The sequence below is a fragment of the Nocardia sp. NPDC004123 genome, assembly GCF_053603795.1.
Genome location: NZ_JBSGGG010000009.1, coordinates 70439 through 88491, shown reverse-complemented (window position 1 = coordinate 88491; position 18053 = coordinate 70439). Strand labels below are relative to the sequence as shown.

Below are 18053 nucleotides of genomic sequence, written 5' to 3'. Positions count from 1 at the left end.
GGCCTCAGACGCCGACCGCCTCCTCCATCTCCTCCTCGGCCGCCACCGCGGTCTCGGCGGACGGGGCCTGCCCGACGGGCTCGGGGGCGGCGTGGCGCGGCGCGGATTGCGCTGCGGCCTGCCGCTTTTCGGTCAGGCCCGCCACGAGCATGAGCAGCATGCCCGCCACGAACCAGAGCGCCAGGCTCGCCATCCGGCCACCCAGTCCGGTGCTGTCGAAGTAGAGCAGGCTGCGTGCGCCCTCGACGAAGCCAGCGCCGTTCCAGAAGTGGTGCAGCGTGCCGAAGAAGTCGTTCTGCAGCCACGGGCTGTAGACGCCGCCGGAGCTGGTGAAGTTCAGCATGACGAACAGCACCATCAGGGCCAGTGTGGTCCAGCGCTTCAGGAAGGTGTGCAGGCCGATGCCGATGGTCAGGATGCCCGCGGAGTACAGCCACGACATGCCCCAGATCGCGCCCAGGTCGTGGTCGACCACGTGGAAGACCGGGCCGGCGAGGGCCAGGCCGATCAGGCTCACCAGCAGCGAGGTGACCAGGCCGATCGCGCCGCGCAGCCACATGGGCAGGCCCGCGCCCGCCGCGCCGATGGCGGCGACGCTGCCGTAGGAGCCGATGCTCAGGGCGACCAGCAGGAAGAAGATGCCCTGCGCGGTGGGGTCGCCGGAGCTGGGGGTGGTGACGTCGGTGACGGTCAGCGGCGCGTTCTGCAGTCCGGCGACCTGTCCGAAGACGGCCTCGGCGGCCATGGCGGTGGTGTCGGATCCGGCCTTGGCGACCAGTAGTTCGGGCTTCTCGGTGTCGGGGACGTACGCGCCGGCCAGGTCGCGGTGGCGCAGATGGCTCACCGCGTCGTCGCGGGTGGGCACGGTGATCACGTCGAGGGCATTGCCGCCCTTGTCCTTCAGGGTCTGCGCGAGCACCTTGACCTGCGGGCTGTCGCCGACGATGGCCACCGCCAGGTGGTTGGGCTCGGGCTGATGGAACGCGCCCAGGTACGCGAGCCCCATGCCGAGGCACATGAGCAGCGGGGTGAGCAGGTGCACGGCGACATGCCGGATCTGATGCGGGGCCATGGGTTCATCTCCAATAGTTGGTAAATACAACCAATCGAGGTTGTAGTCTACAACTATGAAGAGTGCTGACGCATTCCCCGGCCGATCCGCTGCGATCGAGGTCATACAGCGCGAGCTCACCGCCTTCGCCCGGCGCGCCCGCGGGCGCGCCGCCGAACTGCATCCGGAGCTGTCGCTGGTGGCCTCCAGCATTCTCGACCTGGTGATCGAGCGGAACGGGTGCCTGGCCTCGGATCTGGCCGGGCACTTCCACCTCGACAAGTCCACGGTCAGCCGCCAGGTGGCCGCGCTGGAACGCGACGGCTACCTGGCCCGCGAGGTCGACCCGGCCAACCGCCGCAACCTGGTGCTGCACGCCACCGCCGAGGGCAGACGGGTGGCCCGCGCCGCGGCGCGCAACCGCAGCGCCGCGTTCACCGAACGCTTCGCCGACTGGGACGACGCGGATGTCGAACGGCTCGCGGCCTATCTCGTGCGCTACAACGCCGCCGACGAGGGCTAGCGGCTTCGCCGGACAGACACCGAGGGCCGGAACCGGCCGCGGCTCAATCCGTTTCGGGCAGCTCCAGGCCCTCGGCCAGCACCGGCCACGAGGCGCGCAGCGCATCCTGCCAGTAGCCCCACGAGTGCGTGCCCGGCTTGGCGATATCGAAGGTCGCGGGAATGTTCAACTGGTGCAGGCGGGTTTTGAGATTGCGGGCGCACCAGTCGCTGGCCGCCTCCAGGATGCCGCCGACCAGGATCTGTTGCGGCAGACCGCCATCCGCCGGACCGAGGCTGCGCACATCGGCCACATTGTCGTGGCGGCCGGGCAGGCCGGAGCCGTTGGAGACATAGATCCCCAGACCGCGCAGCGCCTCGGCGTGCACGTAGGGGTCGTTGGCGGCCCACTCCGGATCGTCCATCGGCCCGTACATGTTCACCGGATTGCCGCCGCCGATGGAGACCACCAGGTCGGTGAACTTCTGGCCGACCGGATCACTGATCTGGGCGCACCCGCTGTAGGCGGCGACGGCCCGGTACAGGCCGGGCGCGGCGATCGGAAGCTGCAGTACCGAGGTGCCCGACATGGACATGCCCGCGATGGCGTGAATCCCATTGGTGGCCAGGGCCGCGTCGACCAGCGGGGGTAGCTCCTCGGTGAGGAAGGTCTTCCACATGGGCTGGCCCAGCCGGGGATCGGGGCTGCGCCAATCGGTGTAGTAGGTGAACGCGCCGCCGATCGGCATCACCACGTTCACGTTCTTGTCCATGAAGAACTGGGTGGAATCGGTATTGCGCTTCCAGGTCGCCGTGTCCTGGCCGCCGCCCGCACCATTGAGCAGATACAGCACCGGGCGCGGCTCGGAGGTGTCGGCGGGACGCTGTACCTCGACCGTGATATCGGAGTTCATGGCCGCCGAGTGCACGTGCAGCGTCAGGTTGCGGGAGTCGTGCACCTCGAAGGAGGTGATGGCGGAGCCGTCGTCGGACACCGCGGTGCCCGCCAGGCTCGCCGTGCTGGTTATCGGGTCGGGTGGGGCGCCGAAGGCCGGACCAGCGGGTACGACCATGGTGAACGTAGTGACAAGAGAACAACTTGCCGCCGCGAGCAGTGCCGCCCGGGTGCCCAATCCGCCTAGCAAAACCGACCTTCGATCCAGAGGGGTATCCCGACCCATCGGCATGATCGTCGAAACATGCCCCCATGTTTCGGGTTTCGACAAATTCGGTCTGGCGTGGTCGGGCGCACGGCACCTGTGCGCCGAACCTGGCGGCCTGTGGGGCGGCGGCGGACTACTCGCCGACGAGCTGCCGCAACAGCGGACCGTACTCCGGATGCGCCAGCGCCGAAGCGAATTGCGCGGTCAGATAGTCGGCCGGGTTGCCGGTGTCGTACCAGCGCCCGCGGATCACCTGGCCGTACACCGGATTCTCGGCGGCGAAGATATTGATGGCATCGGTCAGATACACCTCGCCGGTGCGGTGGGTGTACCAGTTGTCGACCTGCTTGCGCAGTTCGTCGATGATGCCCGGGGTGACCACGTAGCCGCCGATGGCGGCGAAGGAGGACGGGGCGTCTTCCGGCTTGGGCTTCTCCTTCAGGCCGCTGATCCGCATCAGACCCTCGCCGACCGTCTCCTCGACCACCGGGACGCCGTAGCGCTGCGACTCGGACGGATCCATCGGCATGAGCGCCAGCACCGGCGCGTTGGTCTTCTCGTAGGCGTCGATGAGCTGCTGGGCGCGCGGCACCTCGGCGACGAAGACGTCGTCGGGCCACAGCACCAGCATGGGCTCGTTGCCCAGGTGGCGGGCCGCGTTCAGCACCGGGGTGCCGTTGCCGTAGGGGCCGTGCTGGTCCAGGTAGGTGATGTGGCCCTGCCGGCTCAGCTCACCGACCTCCTCGACCGCGTCGGCGAAGGCGGTCTTGCCGTCGGCGCGCAGCTGGGCGACCAGGGCGGGGTTGGGGCGGAAGTGATCCTGGATCAACGACTTTCCGCCGCTGACCACGATGGTGATGTCGGTGATGCCGGAGGCCACGAGCTCGCGGACGGTGTGTTCGATGACGGGCTTGTCACCCACCGCGAGCATTTCCTTCGGGATCGCCTTGGTCAGCGGCAGCAGGCGCGAGCCGATACCCGCTGCGGGAATCACGGCCTTGCGAATCGTCATGGACGAATCATCACACATCCGGCGGGTCGTACCTGTCGGTAGTCGCTTGTAGATTTCCCGGTGTGAACACGTCTGCCGACCCCGCGAACCGGGACATCATGCCTGGTGAAGTCGGTTGCGCAGGGCCGGAGGGCAGGGGCGGCGGGCCCGCCGGGCCGGGCGCGGACACACAGCAAATCGACAGCGGGTCCCGAGGTGCGGGACAGCGGCGGTGGGTGCTCCATATAGATATGGACGCGTTCTTCGCCTCGGTCGAGCAACTGACCCGCCCGACCCTGCGCGGGCGGCCGGTGCTCGTGGGCGGCATGGGCGGGCGCGGCGTGGTGGCGGGCGCCAGCTACGAGGCGCGGGTGTTCGGAGCGCGCTCGGCCATGCCCATGCATCAGGCGCGGCGGCTGGTCGGCGGGGCCGCGGTGGTGATCCCGCCGCGCGGGGCGGTGTACGGCGAACTCAGCGGGCAGGTCTTCGACACCCTGCGGACCCGGATCCCGGTGCTGGAGACGCTGTCGTTCGACGAGGCGTTCGGGGAACCCGCGGAACTGTCCGGAGCCACTCCGGCGCGGGTGCTCGAATTCTGCGAGGAGCTGCGGTCGGCGGTGCGGGAACGCACCGGGCTGGTGGCCTCGGTCGGGGCGGGCAGCGGCAAGCAGCTCGCCAAGATCGCCTCCGGGCTGGCCAAACCCGATGGGGTGCGGGTGATTCCGGCGGCCGAGCAGGACGGGTTCCTGTCCGCGCTGCCGGTGCGCAAACTGTGGGGGATCGGGCCGGTGGCCGAAAGCCGGTTGCGCTCACTGGGAATCGAGACCGTGGGGGCGCTGGCGGCGCTGCCGGAATCGGAGGCGTCCTCGATTCTCGGCGGCAGCATCGGGGTGGCGCTGCACCGGCTGGCCCGCGGTATCGACGACCGGCCGGTGGCCGAGCGCGCGGAGGCCAAGCAGATCAGCGCCGAAACCACCTATGAGACCGATATTCTCACCCTCGCCCAGCTGCGCCCGGCCATCGACGCCATGGCCGCCTCCGCCCATCGGCGACTCACCACCGACGGCCGCGCGGCGCGCACCGTGGTGCTCAAGCTCAAGAAGACCGACATGAGCATCGTGACCCGCTCCTCCACGCTGCCCTACGCCACCGAGGATCTCGCCACCCTCACCGCCGCCGCACAGCGGTCCGCCCTGGACCCGGCCGAGATCGGGCCGATTCGCCTGGTGGGAGTGGGTTTCGCCGGACTCTCGGAGATCCGGCAGGAATCGCTGTTCCCCGAGTTGGATCAGACGGTCGACACCGATGGCGCGGTCTCCGAGGAACCCACCTTCGCGGTGCCCGAGGGCCCGGATCCGGTGGTGCCGCCCGCGACTCGCTCCTTCGCCGTCGGAACCTGGTACCCGGGACTCGATGTCGAACACCCCGAATTCGGGCACGGCTGGGTACAGGGCGCGGGCCACGGGGTCGTGACCATCCGGTTCGAAACCCGGTCCACGGGGCCGGGTCCTGCCCGCACGTTCCCCGCCGAGGACCCCGACCTCACCCGTGCCGACCCACTGGGCAGCCTGCGCTGAGCCGGTTCCGGCGCCATCCGGGGTACGGGAGCCGGCCCGTCTTCCTTACCTTTCGGGGCTTGTCCCACCGCTAAGGCCCGAATGCGTGAATTATGAGGATTCAGCCTGAAAATGCCGCGCCGTCCGGCGCGAAGGCGGCTTCTGAGACGCCGCGTTGGTAGTGTCGCGTGTCGTGCAGCGCCGCCGGTCGGGTGTAGCTGGCACGTTGTCGAACGGACCTACTCGAACGCAAAGGACGAGCAGTTGAAGCTTCAGAAGACTGGACGCATCGCGGTCGCCGCACTGGCTGTCGTGACCGTACTCGGGCTGTCGGCGTGTGGGAGCGGTGACAAGAAGGAGAGCAAGCCCGCCAAGGTCACCACCTCCAAGACCACCGCGGCACAGACGAACTACCCGCCGGCCCCGACCGCGGCGGACCTGAACACCGAACTGCAGAAGGCACTGGACCCGAGCATCCCCGACTCGGAGAAGCTCGACATGTTGCAGGGCGTCTCGGCCGACCCGAGCCTGCCCACCCGGCTGGCGGAGGCCTACAAGCAGAACAACGCCACCATCACCGTCACCAATGTGACCGATCTCGGCAACGGCACCATCACCGCCGACGCCCAGGTCGCGATCAACGGCGGCGCGCCGCAGCAGGCCGTCGTGCCCTTCGTGGCCGAGGACGGTAAGTGGAAGGTCCAGAAGGAATGGATCTGCAACGCACTCTCGCTGGCCAACCAGACCTCTCCGGCCTGCAGCTAGTCCCGTGTGACCGGTCCGGCATCGGACGGCGGATGCCGGACCGGGTTTTGCCTGTCCCGCACGGAGTTTCGTCAAGAAGACCGCGAAACCTGTCAGGGCGGCGTTAATTCGGGGTCGCCGGCCTGTTGCGCGACCCGCACCCGTTGCCATCGTTGATCTTCCGTCCATCGGCGAAAGGGCAACAGTGGCAACGAAAGTCGGCGTTACTCCTGGTCAGTTGCGTGGTGCCGCAGGGCAGATGCAGGATCTCGAAAGCCGCGTCAACGGCATTCTCGCCACCCTGGAACAGGCGCTGTCCGCCAAGGGCGCGGCGTGGGGCGACGACAGCTACGGCAGCACCTTCGCCGACGGCGGACAGGGGTACGCCGCGGCCCACGCCAATCTGCGGGACGGACTCCGCGATATGGCAACGACCCTGGGGTCGTACGCGTCCGGGCAGAACGAGGCCGCGGACACTCTCGAGCGGATGGACCACGGCAATGCTGTCCGCTACCGGTAGACCGGCCGCCATTGTCCATCGATATTCCGGGCGAACTGCAGTGGCTGGGCTGGGTCGCCGGTTCGGCCTGGCCGCAGGGCGACGAAGACGCGATGTGGGACATCGCCTCCGACTGGAGTACCGCCGCGCGCCAATTGCGTGACCTGATACCCGAACTGGAGGCCGCCAAGAAGGCCACCATCGCGGCCTACCCGTGGGGCGACGGTGTCGAGGCCATGGTCACGGCTCTGAACAACCTCGATTCGGGCCCGCAGTCCTTCCAGGCGCTGGCCGACATCCTCGATCAGGTGTCCGAGGCGGCCCACGGCCTCGGCACCGAGATCGAGTACACGAAGATCATGATCCTCTCCTCTCTCGGCATGCTCGCCGTGGAGATCGCACTGGCGTGGTGCTTCCCGCCCACCGCGCCCGCGGAGGAGGCCGCGGCCACCCTGATCACGCGCACCGCCGTGCGGCTGCTGGGCGAGCGCGCGGTCTCCGCCATCGCCCGCTACGCGGAGAAACTGGGCGTCGCCGCACTGGCCCGCTTCCTCGCGAAACATGTCGTCATCAGCACCGCTCTGGGCGCTGGTCAGGACGTCGCCATCCAGGGTCTCCAGATCGCCGAGGGCCACCGCAAGGGGATGGACTGGGAACGGGTCGGCATGACCGCCCTCACGGCGGCCGCCGCGGGCGCGGCCGGCGGACCCGCCGGTGAGATCTTCGGCAAGGCCGCCACTCGGCTCCCGTTCGCGGGCAATCCCTTCGGCGATGCGGTTCGTGGCGCTCTCGTCGGCACCGGCGCGGGCATCGCCGGAGCCTTCGCCTCGTGGGGCGTGGGCGGCCTCCCCACCCTCATCACCGAGGGCACCACGGACGGCTGGACCTGGGACCCCCGGCTGCTCACCAGCGCCACCTCCTACGGCGTCCTGACCGGCGGCACCAAGGGCTTCCGCCTGCCCACCGGTGGCGGCGTCCACCCGGGTTCCTTCGAGGCACCCGCCGGCGCGCGCATGAACATGCCTACCGGGGGCGACGGCAGCGCCCCGGCAGCCCACCCGGAACCGGCGACGACCTCCCACCCGACGGCCACGCCGGATCCGTCGGGCGCGCCCGCGGGGACCCCGCACCCCCAATCCACGGCCACGGGCCTGTTCACCGGCGACCCCGGCGCGCAAACCCACACGTCCGCAACCAGTTCCACCACGGAATCGCCCCGACCCCTCACCAACCTGTTCGGCGGCCCCGGCACCCGCACCGAACCCTCGTCCGCTCCGGACTCGGGTACGCACGGAACCAGTTCGCGTGCCGCCGAGCCGGGTTCGCGCGGCGGCACCTCGCCCGCCTCGGAGGCCAGCACTCGCGGGACAACCCCCACCGGCGAGTCCGGCCCGCGCACTAGCACTTCACCCGCGGCCGAGCCCAATCCGCGTCCTGGCGGTTCGACTGCGCCCGAGCCCAACTCGCGTGCCGGGAATCCGGCCGCGTCGGAGCCCAACCCGCGTGCCGGGAATTCGGCCGCCTCGGAGCCGAACCCGCGTGCCGGAAGCCCTTCGGGCGGCGATACGACCGGGCGTGGCGCGAATCCCGCTACCAGCGAACCTGGTTCGCGCGCGGGCTCTCCCTCGGCGACCGAACCCGGAACCCGGGCGGGTACCGATCCCGCCAACCCGTCGCGCCCGGCAACCGGCGGGCCTGCCGCCGAGTTGCGCACGGGCGCGCCGGCCCGTGGCGATGGCTCCGCACCGGTCGCGACTCGGTCCGAACCGGTGGCCGTGCACGAGTCCGGGACCGAGCCGAAGGGCGGGTTCGCAACGGAAACCCGGCCCGGGTCCGGCGGCACGGGTGGGCCGGAACCGCGCCCGCACGAACGGGATCCGGTCTCGGGCGGCGAGCCCAAGCCGCAGCCGCAATCCAGTCGTGGACCGGAATCGACGCCGGAGTCTGGGGAGAACGCAGGCCCGGAGCCGCAGCCCGGGCGGCCGCGCACGGCCGCCGAAGCGCTGGATTCGGCTCGCGCACTGCTGCGTTCGCTGGGCATCGATCCGGAAGGAATGAGCCCGGAGCACATGGGCCGGGCCGGTATGGACGCGGTCATGCGCCGCACGGCCGAGCTGTCGGATGCGCAGGCCCGCCTCGACGAGGCGAACCTGCGCCCGGACAAGTACTTCGAGGAGCGCGAAGGCATCCAGCAGCGCATGCGCGATCTGGGAGACATCCGCAGGCAACTACGCGCCGACCTCGACGACTACCGTCGAGCCGGCCAGGCCGAAAACCCTGCCACCCCAGCCCGTCCCGCTCCGGATTCCCGCTCGGCCACCGAGGCTCGGCAGACTCGCGCACCGGAGGCCGGGCCCACGCCCGAGACAGGGACCAAGCCCACGCCCGAAGCCGAGTCGGGACAGCAACCCGAGCCGAGGTCTGGCATGAAGCCGGAACCCGAATCTGGCGTGAAGCCCGAGTCCGACGGGTCGGCCGGGCCTGAGCCGAAGACCACATCCGAGCCGGCGCTGGAATCGCTTCAGGAGCAGGTGCGTTCGCTCGGCGTGGACCCCCGCGGGTTGAGCCCGGAGCAGCTGCGGCGGGCCGGGCTGGAGGCCGTTGTGCGCCGGCTGTCGGAGTTGGATGGCGATTACGGGCGGCTCATCGACGACTTCGGCCAGTTCGCCGAGAAATTCGGAGGTGAGGTCGGCGACGGCCCAACGCATGCGGCACCCGAGTCGAAGCCGTCCGGCGACACCGAGCCGGGCCCGGCCCAACCCCCGCACGGCGGGGAATCCGCCCCTGCGAAACAGCCCGCCGAAGACGGAAACTCCGAATCCCCGCGACCTGGCGAAGCCCGGGACCCGCGCTTGGCATGGCGCTTACCGGCCGAAGATGCGGGCCCGGCTCCGGAGTCCGGCAGTCTTGTGCGGGGTCAGGATCCGAGACTGGCATGGAGGTTGCCTGAGGAAGGTGAGGGTTCGACGCCGGAGCCGCAGCGGCAAAGGGCGGTTGAGGACCCCAGGTTGACTTGGCGTTTGCCGGTGGAGGGTGAGGGTTCGGCTCCCGAATCGGGCGGTCCTGTGCGGGGTCAGGATCCGAGACTGGCATGGAGGTTGCCTGAGGAAGGTGAGGGTTCGACGCCGGAGCCGCAGCGGCAAAGGGGGGTTGAGGACCCCAGGTTGACTTGGCGTTTGCCGGTGGAGGGTGAGGGTTCGGCTCCTGAATCGGGCGGTCCTGTGCGGGGTCAGGATCCGAGACTGGCATGGAGGTTGCCTGAGGAAGGAGAGAGTTCGACGCCGGAGTCGGGTGCTCATGCCCCGGGGCAGGATCCGCGGTTGACGTGGCGGGTGCCGCCGGGAAGTGAGGATCCGACGGTTGAGCTGCAGCGGCCGCCTCTCGACGACGATGTGCCGGATACGACGTCGCTGATTCCTTATACGCCTCGGTACTTCTCGATCCCGCCGATTCCGGAGTACACAGCGCCCGCACCTCCGCCCGAGAGCGTGTGGGAACCCGAGCAGCCGCCGAAGCCGGCCCCGTCGCCGCACCTCGGGCCCGATCCGAAGCCAGTGCATCCCCACCCGCCAACCCCGGCCCCGCCGCACCCGCTACGTAGGCCGAGACAGGGAGACAGCCATGAGCAGGGGTAAGGGCATCGCCACGGACCTGGATGCCCATAGGCCGAGAGCAGCGGGCATGGACACAACCCCGGGCGTGGGCAAGGACACGGACACGATCTCGCCAAGGCAAGGGCCCGGTCACGGTGGTGGCCCAGGACACAGTCGTAAGCCACGGCGGGGCCAGGGGGGAGTCATGGGCCGGTTGTGGTCATGGTCAATAGGCCCGGGAGCCGAGCGCAAGGTCACGATCCCGCCCTCGGGCCTCGACTTGGGCCCCGGGCACCGGACTGTGTCTCGGCTCCGGGGGCCGGACTGTGCCTCGGATACGGGCTATGCCTCGGCTCCGGCCCGGACGGGGCCCCAGCTCTGTTCTGGTGGACGGCAGCGGCTCGGTGTGGATCCTGGGTAGGTGGTCGTGCCGGGACTGTGGGCGGAGCGGTAGCCCGGTCTGGATCGGGCTCGGAAATGTGAGGTGGCACACAGTAAGTGGTGCGGGAGCATGGATATTCGACCGGGTGGGGTGGTGTCCCGGGGGTTTGGGGGGTCGATCGTGGAGAGGGGGGAGCGGGGGAAGATGAGTTCCGCTTAGGATCGGCGGTCGTGACCGACGTGTTGGAGAAGGCGGGGCAGGATGCCGCCGGGAGTGCTGGTGCTGAACCCGAGAGAAGGATTCGAGGGGGCTGGGCGCGGCCGACCGCTCTGATCGCCGGTGTGATCGCGGTGCTGGCGGCGCTGGCGGTGCCGTTCCTGCCGGTCCGGGTGGACCACACGACTTTGACTTGGCCGCAGGGGAATTCGGCGCAGAGCATCGAGGCTCCGCTGGTGACCTACGCGCCGTTGAACTTCGACGCCACCATTCCCTGTTCGGCTGTGACGCAGCTGGGTTCGAAGGGCGGCACGCTCGCCGCCACCGCGCCCAATGGTGCGCCGGACCTCGAGAAGTACGGCTTCGTGGCCCGGGTCACAGCGGCATCCACCACCGATGGTGTGACCACGCCGGGCAAACTGGAAGCGATCCTGCATCACAAGACGCTGGTGAGCGTGCCCGTCGACCAGCTCGGCGCGGGTTGCGCGCTCACCGTGCACTCGGACTTCACCTCCTCCACCGCGACCCTGAGCGGATCCACGGCCGCCGCGGTCACCCTGAACGGTGACTACCGGCCGCAGCTGGTCGGCATCTTCAGCGACCTGACCGTCTCCGACGGCGCCAAGGTCAGCGCGCAGGTGGACAGCCGCTTCACCTCGACGCCGAGCACGATCAAGCGGATCGCCATCTGGACCGCCATCCTCGGCACCCTCGTCGCCCTGTTCGCGCTGTTCCGCCTGGACCGCCTCGACGGCCGCCGCGCGCGCCGTTTCCTGCCGCAGCACTGGTGGACCTTCAAACCCGTCGACGCCGTGGTGCTGGGCACCCTGATCCTCTGGCATTTCATCGGCGCGACCACCTCCGACGACGGCTACCAGTACGGCATGGGCCGGGCCTCGATCCACGCCGGGTACATGGCCAACTACTTCGGCTACTTCGGTGTCCCCGAAACCCCGGTCGGCACTCCGTATTACGACCTCATCGGCCACATGGCGCAGGTCAGCCCGGCCAGCGTGTGGATGCGCCTGCCCGCCCTGCTGGCCGGCATCGTGATCTGGCTGGTGCTCAGCCGCGAGGTGATTCCCCGCCTGGGCGCGCGGATCCGCCGCGACCGCGTCGCGGTGTGGACCGGTGCGCTGGGTTTCCTCGCCGTCTGGCTGCCGTACAACAACGGCCTGCGCCCGGAACCGCTGGTGGCGCTGGGTGTCCTGCTCACCTGGGTCTCGGTGGAGCGGGCGATCGCGACGGGCCGGCTGCTGCCCTACGGCGTGGCCATCATGATCGGCGCGTTCACCTGCACCGTCGGCCCGTCCGGCATCATCTGTTTCGCGCCGCTGCTGGCCGGTATCCGGCCGGCCTGGCGGATCCTCAACAAGCATGCGACCGTGCTCGGCAAGCCGACCGCCCCCGGCGCGAGCGCCTTCACCATCCTGAAGGCCCGCTTCGGCGCCTACCTGACCCTCGCCGCCCCGCTGGCGGCGGCCGGTGCGGTGGTGCTGGCGATCATGTTCTGCGATCAGCCGCTGTCGTCGATGTTCGAGATGAGCCGGGTGCACACCGCGGTCGGCCCGGATGTGCACTGGGACGGCGAATACATTCGCTACCAATACCTTTTCATGCCCACCATCGATGGTTCGCTGGCGCGGCGCTTCGGCATGTTCGCGTTCTGGATCGGCCTGCTGGTGTGCGCATTCGTGTTGCTGCGCAAGGGCGGCCGGATCCCGTTCACCGCGCCCGGCCCGGTGCGCCGGGTGCTCGGCACCGGTGTGGGTGTCATCGCGCTGATGATGTTCACCCCCACCAAGTGGACCCACCACAACGGCATCTACGCCGGATTGGCCGGAGTCATCGCGGTTTTGACCGCGGTGGCGGTCGGCCCGCGGGTGATGCGCTCCCCGCGTAACCGTGCGTTGTTCGCTGCGGTGATCGCGTTCGCGCTCGCGGTCGCGTTCTCCAGCATCAATGGCTGGTGGTACGTCTCGAACTGGAATGTGCCCTGGCACGACAAGCCGGTGGTGCTGGCCGGGATCGAGGTCGACAAGATCTTCCTGGCGCTCACGGTGGCGCTGCTCGCCCTGGCCGGCTGGTTCCATGTGCGCGCGCCGGAACAGCCCGGCCCGCACCGGATCTCGAAGCTGGGCTGGCGCTTCGTGGCGATTCCGCCGCTGACCGTGGCGGCCGCTTTCATGGTGCTGTTCGAGGTGGGCTCGCTCGCCAAGGGCGCGGTCGCGCAGTACCCCGCCTACTCGCTGGCGCGCTCGAATGTGGATGCGGTGCTGGGCAAGCCGTGCGGCATGGCCCGCGACGTGCTGGTCGAGACGAACCCGAACCAGGGCATGCTGAAGCCGCTCAACGGTGATGCGCTCGGCACCTTCACCGCGGATGCGGTCGGCTTCTCGCCCAAGGGCGTGTCCACCGACCTGCGCCCCGACGACGATGTCGATACCGGCGGTAGCGTCGCCAGCGCGGTCAGCAACCGCAGCGACGGCACGGTCGACGGAACGACCACCGCGCCACTGCCTTTCGGCCTGGACGCGAACACCCCGGTGCTGGGCAGCTACGGCAGCACCGATGCGGTCTCGACCCTGACGACGGGCTGGTACGCGCTGCCCGGTCAGCAGGACCGGTCCGGCATCATCGCCCTCACCGCGGCCGGGCGTATCCGTTCGGTCGACAAGGACGGTGTCGTCACCCCCGGCCAGCAGGTCGAGATCGAGTACGGGGTGCCGGGTTCCGACGGTGCGGTCGATCCCCAGGGCCGGATCATGCCCATCGACATCGGCCCCGCGCCGACCTGGCGCAATCTGCGGGTGCCGCTGAGCGATATTCCGGCGCAGGCCACCGCGATTCGCGTGGTGGCCGAGGACCGTGACAGCGATCCCAAGCAGTGGGTGGCGCTCACCCCGCCGCGCATCCCGCAGACGGTGACGCTGGAGGACTACGTCGGCCGGGACAAGCCGGTGCTGCTGGATTGGGAAGTGGGCCTGCAGTTCCCGTGCCAGCGGCCGTTCGATCACCTCGACGGGATCGCCGAGGTGCCCGACTACCGCATCATGCCCGACCGCGGCGGCGCGGCCATGACCACGCTGTGGCAGAGCCATGACGGCGGCGGCGCCCTGGGCTGGAGTTCGATGCTGCTGCGCCCGGTCACCCTGGCGACCTATCTCGACCACGACCCGCGCATGGATTGGGGTGAGCTGCAACGGCTCGAGCGGATCGATGGTTCCGCACAGACCGCCAAGCCCGTGGTGACCACGGACCCGCACAGCGGTCTCTGGAATCCCGGCCCGATCAACGTGACCGGCTGGCAGTAGTCACCGTGACCGGGCGGCGATAGCCGCCCGGGTCGCGACCGCGATCCGCACCCGTTTCCTCGTCGAAACGGGTGCGGAGGCGTTTTCAGACCGTGGTACCGGGCTTCAGCCCTGCATCTCGGCCATACGCTTGGCCATCTCCTCCGGCTCGACATCCTCGACGTGCAGGGCGAGGGTCCAGCGGTGACCCCACGGATCCTCGATGCCCGAGGTGCGGTCACCGTAGAACTGGTCGGCGGGCGGCTGTAGCTCCTGTGCCCCGCCCGACAGGGCCGCGGCGTGGGCGGCGTCGACATCGTCGACATAGACGTACAGATTGACCGGTGTGCCGCCGACCGCCTTGGGATCCAGGAACCCCATGGACGGCGCCGGGTCGCTGAGCATGATCACCGAAGAGCCGAACTGCATTTCACAGTGTGCGACCGTGCCGTCGGGCCCGGGCATGCGGAAACGTTCGTCGGCGCCGAAAACACGTTTGTAGAAGTCGATCGCCTGCGCGGCGCCATTGCAGGCGAGCGAGGGGCAGACGGTCGGGTAGCCCTCGGGAATGGGTTTGACATCGGACATCGAAAACCTCCGTTCGAGGTTGTTGCCGGACGCGTCGAGCTTATGCCCCGGTGCCGACAAGAATTACTCGAATTTCCGAATGATCACCCGAATTGCCGCATATGCGGGAAAAGTTCCGTGACTACGGACCCGCAGCCCCCTGCAGCTTGCGCACCTGCGCTGCGGTCATGGCGCTGAGCTGCTGTGGATCGGGTTCCTTCGCATCCGAGTAGGCGATCTGCACCACCGTCGAACCGACCAGCGTGATGCTCACATCGGTGTACAGCGTGAGCCCGTCGCTGGTGGTGCGCACCTGGAATGCGGTCGAGCCGTCACCGGCCTGCGGCTGATTCAAACCGCCCAGCCGGAATTCCACTTTCGTATTGTCGGCATCCTTGCCGGAATACTTGGTGCAGCCCGGCAGAATGGACTGGACGGTGGAGAAAGCCTGCGCCGCGCCGCCATTCGCATACGACGCCGCATCGATATCCACACTGGCGAAATTCGGCCCGCCGAACTGGGCCGCGGCCTGCGCCGCCGACCCCGGAGCCTGAACGGCCATGGCCGCCAGCACATTCGCGCACGGCGCCGGATCGGTCTTGGCACCCGCCCCGCCGGAACTCCCGGGCGGCGGATCGTCGAGCGCGGTGAACCCCGCGGGCATCACCGACACATCCAGCAGCTCCGAACGCAGCGTGAACTGATCGAGAACCGGTGCGCCCCCGGGCGTTCCGGACGGTTGTACGGCCGGCCCCAGACTCGGCAGCGCGGGCGCGGAATCCTTGTGGCTGCCGCAGGCGGTGGCGGCCAGCGCCAGGACCCCCGCCAGCAGCGCGAGCCGCGTCAGGCGCCCCACTGCACCTCCGTGCGCAGGGTCTGCCGCAGCGTCACCGAACTGCGCGGGTCGCGGTAGGTCTGGTTGCCGCCCACCTCGACCGAACCGGAAACCGGTAGCGGCAGACCGAGATCCACCGCGATGGTGCCGGTGCCGTGCATGAGGTAGTCGACGATCTCCAGCTGGCCCGCCTCGTTGGGCAGATGCCACACAGTGGATTTCGGCGTCTGCACCACATTCAGTTCGATGGTGAGCTGGTTGCCGTTCCGGGAGGTGAGGGTGCAGGTGGTCACCTGCTCCAGCGGCACGCTGCCGGAAACCTGTTGCCGCACCGTCCACACCGCGCCCACGCCGACGGCGTCGGGCGGGAACGCGATGGACTGGTACACGGCCTGATAGAACGCCTGCTCCAGCGCGGCCCGCGCGGAGTCGGAGGTGGCGGGCTTGGGCGCCAGTTTGAGCGCGGTGATCGCTCCCAGTTCACTGACGTCGAAGCCGACGTGGGAACCGTCCGCGGGCAGCAGCGCCTTGGCCAGGGTCGGGTCCGGGGAGGTGGCATTGCCGACGGTCAGTTCCACCCCATCGGCGCCGGACTCCGCGGTGAGCGGAATGGTCATCGCGGGCGGGGAGATGTCGCGCAGCGCCTGCTGATTGATCTGCTGCTCGATGTGATGTTCGGTACTCAGCGTGACCTGCTGGGTGGCGCCCGCCTCGAGGATGCGGCGCAGCGGCGAGCGGGGCTCGGCGCCCGGCTCGACGACGGTGGCGGTCACGGCCTCGATGGGCATGGTGACCTCTTTGTTGATGCCGACCGGTTCGGTGCCGTCGGCCTCGGCCGTGGTCTCCGTCCGATCGCTGCAGCCGACGCCGAAGGCGGTCAGGGTCACCGCGAGCACCAGGAGCAGGACCCCCGAGCGCGCGGTGCGCGTGCCCGCGCCTCGCCGCGGCGGGCGCGGGGTGCCGGAACAGGGTGCGGTGGCTTTCGCCGAGCTGGGGGAGGAAGACAACACCGTCACGTCGAACAGGTTACGGCGCGTTCCTGAAAAACAGCTGGGATCCTGTGGGGCCGTGGTTTCGGGGTGTTCAGAGGCGCCCGACATGAATAAGGAATGATGTCAGGGTGAGTACCGATCGGCCGCGCGAATCCGGCGCAGAGGAACCAGACACATCGCCAGGGGAGATCAGCCCCGCGGCCGATGCCGGGACTTCCCCCGCGCAGCCGTTGCGTCTGCCGGTGCTCCTGCTCATCGCGGTGGTGCTGCTGGGCCTGGATCTGCTGACCAAGACCATCGTGGTCGCGACCATGACGCCCGGTAAGCCGATCTATCTCATCGGCGACAGCGTGCGCCTGACCCTGGTCCGCAATCCGGGCGCCGCGTTCTCCATGGCCACCGGCATGACCTGGCTGCTGACCCTGGTCGCCGCGGCCGTGGTGATCGGTGTCATACGCATCGGCCGGACCCTGCGCTCGCTGCCGTGGGCCATCGGCCTGGGCATGGTGCTGGGCGGCGCGCTCGGCAATCTCATCGACCGTCTGTTCCGCGCGCCCGGCCCGCTGCAGGGTCATGTGGTGGATTTCGTGGCGGTCGGCTGGTGGCCGGTGTTCAATGTGGCCGATTCGTCGATCGTGTGCGGGGCCATTCTGCTGGTGGCGCTGACGGTGTTCGGGTTCGAACCCGACGGCACCCGCATGCATCGGCAGCAGGCTTCGTCGAGCGCGGAGGGGAAGGCAGCATGAGGGAGACCCGCAGCATGCCGGTGCCCGACGGGCTGGACGGGATGAGAGTCGATGCCGGGCTGTCGCGCCTGCTCGGGCTGTCGCGCACCGCCGTGGCCTCGATGGCCGAGGACGGCGCCGTCCAGCTGGACGGCATCGCGGCCGGCAAGTCGGACCGGCTGACCGCCGGGGCCTGGCTGGAGGTCGAATTCCCGGAGCCCAAGCGGGAACTCACGGTGGAGGCGACCCCGGTGGAGGGGATGAAGATCCTCTACGCCGATGACGACATCGTGGCCGTCGACAAGCCCGTTGGGGTGGCGGCGCACACGGGTGTCGGCTGGACCGGCCCGACCGTGGTGGGCGGCCTGGCGGCCATGGGCTACCGCATCTCGACCTCGGGAGCCCATGAGCGGCAGGGCATCGTGCACCGGCTGGATGTCGGCACCTCGGGTGTGATGGTGGTCGCACAGTCCGAGCACGCCTATACCCAGCTCAAGCGGGCGTTCAAGTACCGGACCGTGGAGAAGCGGTATCACGCGCTGGTGCAGGGTCATCCGGATCCGAGCAGCGGCACCATCGACGCGCCCATCGGACGCGCGCGTGGCAACGACTGGAAGTTCGCGGTCACCGCGGACGGCCGCCCGTCGATCACCCATTACGACACCGTCGAGGCCTTCCAGTCGGCGAGCCTGCTCGACATCCACCTGGAAACCGGTCGCACCCACCAGATTCGCGTGCACTTCTCGGCGGTGCGGCATCCCTGCTGCGGCGACCTCACCTACGGCGCGGACCCGCGTCTGGCCGAGCGGCTGGGGCTGGAGCGGCAGTGGCTGCACGCCCGCCAGCTGGGCTTCAACCATCCCGCCGACGGCCGCTGGATCGAGATCACCAGCGAGTACCCCGCCGATCTGGAACACGCCCTCGACGTCCTGCGCGCGCACTGAT

General features: G+C 69.3%; 14 protein-coding genes. 8 read left to right on the top strand and 6 right to left on the bottom strand.

Annotated features, from left to right (window positions below; all coding sequences use genetic code 11):
* Positions 1–4: 4 nt before the first annotated feature.
* On the bottom strand, positions 5–1072 hold the full coding sequence (locus ACWEQQ_RS14780; protein ID WP_452348592.1) for a hypothetical protein: 1068 nt from the start codon (positions 1070–1072) through the stop codon (positions 5–7).
* A 55-nt stretch (positions 1073–1127) separates the two neighbouring features.
* Here ACWEQQ_RS14780 and ACWEQQ_RS14775 point away from each other — a divergent pair, with 55 nt between their 5' ends.
* Positions 1128–1574, top strand: a complete 447-nt coding sequence (locus ACWEQQ_RS14775; RefSeq protein ID WP_452343047.1) for a MarR family winged helix-turn-helix transcriptional regulator — start codon at positions 1128–1130, stop codon at positions 1572–1574.
* 43 nt (positions 1575–1617) lie between these two features.
* Here ACWEQQ_RS14775 and ACWEQQ_RS14770 read toward each other — a convergent pair whose 3' ends face one another.
* Both ACWEQQ_RS14770 and ACWEQQ_RS14765 read right to left on the bottom strand, forming a co-directional pair.
* Positions 1618–2733, bottom strand: a complete 1116-nt coding sequence (locus tag ACWEQQ_RS14770; RefSeq protein ID WP_452343048.1) for an alpha/beta hydrolase — start codon at positions 2731–2733, stop codon at positions 1618–1620.
* Positions 2734–2848: 115 nt separating this feature from the next.
* Positions 2849–3727, bottom strand: coding sequence for a UTP--glucose-1-phosphate uridylyltransferase (locus ACWEQQ_RS14765; protein ID WP_452343049.1), 879 nt, complete (start codon positions 3725–3727; stop codon positions 2849–2851).
* Positions 3728–3957: 230 nt separating this feature from the next.
* On the opposite strand from ACWEQQ_RS14765, the gene ACWEQQ_RS14760 reads away from it, so the two are divergent.
* The 5 genes from ACWEQQ_RS14760 to ACWEQQ_RS14740 all read left to right on the top strand — a co-directional run bounded on the left by ACWEQQ_RS14760 (position 3958) and on the right by ACWEQQ_RS14740 (position 14010).
* Complete coding sequence (locus ACWEQQ_RS14760; protein ID WP_452348591.1) at positions 3958–5283, top strand: DNA polymerase IV; 1326 nt, start codon at positions 3958–3960, stop codon at positions 5281–5283.
* A gap of 243 nt (positions 5284–5526) precedes the next feature.
* Positions 5527–6027, top strand: coding sequence for a hypothetical protein (locus ACWEQQ_RS14755; RefSeq protein ID WP_379388871.1), 501 nt, complete (start codon positions 5527–5529; stop codon positions 6025–6027).
* A gap of 184 nt (positions 6028–6211) precedes the next feature.
* Positions 6212–6526: a WXG100 family type VII secretion target gene (locus ACWEQQ_RS14750; protein ID WP_452348590.1), complete on the top strand. Its 315-nt coding sequence runs from the start codon at positions 6212–6214 to the stop codon at positions 6524–6526.
* Between the two features lie 11 nt (positions 6527–6537).
* Positions 6538–10140 carry a WXG100-like domain-containing protein gene (locus ACWEQQ_RS14745; protein ID WP_452348589.1) on the top strand — a complete coding sequence of 1201 codons (3603 nt, stop codon included), beginning with the start codon at positions 6538–6540 and terminating at the stop codon, positions 10138–10140.
* A 570-nt stretch (positions 10141–10710) separates the two neighbouring features.
* Entirely contained in the window at positions 10711–14010 is a 3300-nt protein-coding gene (locus ACWEQQ_RS14740) for an arabinosyltransferase domain-containing protein (protein WP_452348588.1), read from the top strand.
* Between the two features lie 105 nt (positions 14011–14115).
* On the opposite strand, the gene ACWEQQ_RS14735 is transcribed toward ACWEQQ_RS14740, so the two are convergent.
* The 3 genes from ACWEQQ_RS14735 to ACWEQQ_RS14725 form a co-directional block, all read right to left on the bottom strand.
* Positions 14116–14577, bottom strand: coding sequence for a VOC family protein (locus ACWEQQ_RS14735; RefSeq protein WP_452348587.1), 462 nt, complete (start codon positions 14575–14577; stop codon positions 14116–14118).
* A 121-nt stretch (positions 14578–14698) separates the two neighbouring features.
* Positions 14699–15412 carry a hypothetical protein gene (locus ACWEQQ_RS14730; protein WP_379429094.1) on the bottom strand — a complete coding sequence of 238 codons (714 nt, stop codon included), beginning with the start codon at positions 15410–15412 and terminating at the stop codon, positions 14699–14701.
* Positions 15400–16407, bottom strand: a complete 1008-nt coding sequence (locus tag ACWEQQ_RS14725; RefSeq protein WP_452343056.1) for a hypothetical protein — start codon at positions 16405–16407, stop codon at positions 15400–15402. Before ACWEQQ_RS14725 ends, ACWEQQ_RS14730 begins: the two co-directional genes overlap by 13 nt.
* 104 nt (positions 16408–16511) lie before the next feature.
* Here ACWEQQ_RS14725 and lspA point away from each other — a divergent pair, with 104 nt between their 5' ends.
* Both lspA and ACWEQQ_RS14715 read left to right on the top strand, forming a co-directional pair.
* Positions 16512–17129 carry a signal peptidase II gene (gene lspA / locus ACWEQQ_RS14720; protein ID WP_452343057.1) on the top strand — a complete coding sequence of 206 codons (618 nt, stop codon included), beginning with the start codon at positions 16512–16514 and terminating at the stop codon, positions 17127–17129.
* Entirely contained in the window at positions 17126–18052 is a 927-nt protein-coding gene (locus ACWEQQ_RS14715) for an RluA family pseudouridine synthase (protein WP_452348586.1), read from the top strand. The genes lspA and ACWEQQ_RS14715 overlap by 4 nt, the downstream gene beginning before the upstream one ends.
* Position 18053 lies beyond the last annotated feature (1 nt).

Coding starts and splice junctions, on each gene's coding strand:
- ACWEQQ_RS14780 (WP_452348592.1), bottom strand. CDS start 1,072: ATGGCCCCGCATCAGATCCGGCATGTCGCCGTGCACCTGCTCACCCCG.
- ACWEQQ_RS14775 (WP_452343047.1), top strand. CDS start 1,128: ATGAAGAGTGCTGACGCATTCCCCGGCCGATCCGCTGCGATCGAGGTC.
- ACWEQQ_RS14770 (WP_452343048.1), bottom strand. CDS start 2,733: ATGGGTCGGGATACCCCTCTGGATCGAAGGTCGGTTTTGCTAGGCGGA.
- ACWEQQ_RS14765 (WP_452343049.1), bottom strand. CDS start 3,727: ATGACGATTCGCAAGGCCGTGATTCCCGCAGCGGGTATCGGCTCGCGC.
- ACWEQQ_RS14760 (WP_452348591.1), top strand. CDS start 3,958: ATGGACGCGTTCTTCGCCTCGGTCGAGCAACTGACCCGCCCGACCCTG.
- ACWEQQ_RS14735 (WP_452348587.1), bottom strand. CDS start 14,577: ATGTCCGATGTCAAACCCATTCCCGAGGGCTACCCGACCGTCTGCCCC.
- ACWEQQ_RS14715 (WP_452348586.1), top strand. CDS start 17,126: ATGAGGGAGACCCGCAGCATGCCGGTGCCCGACGGGCTGGACGGGATG.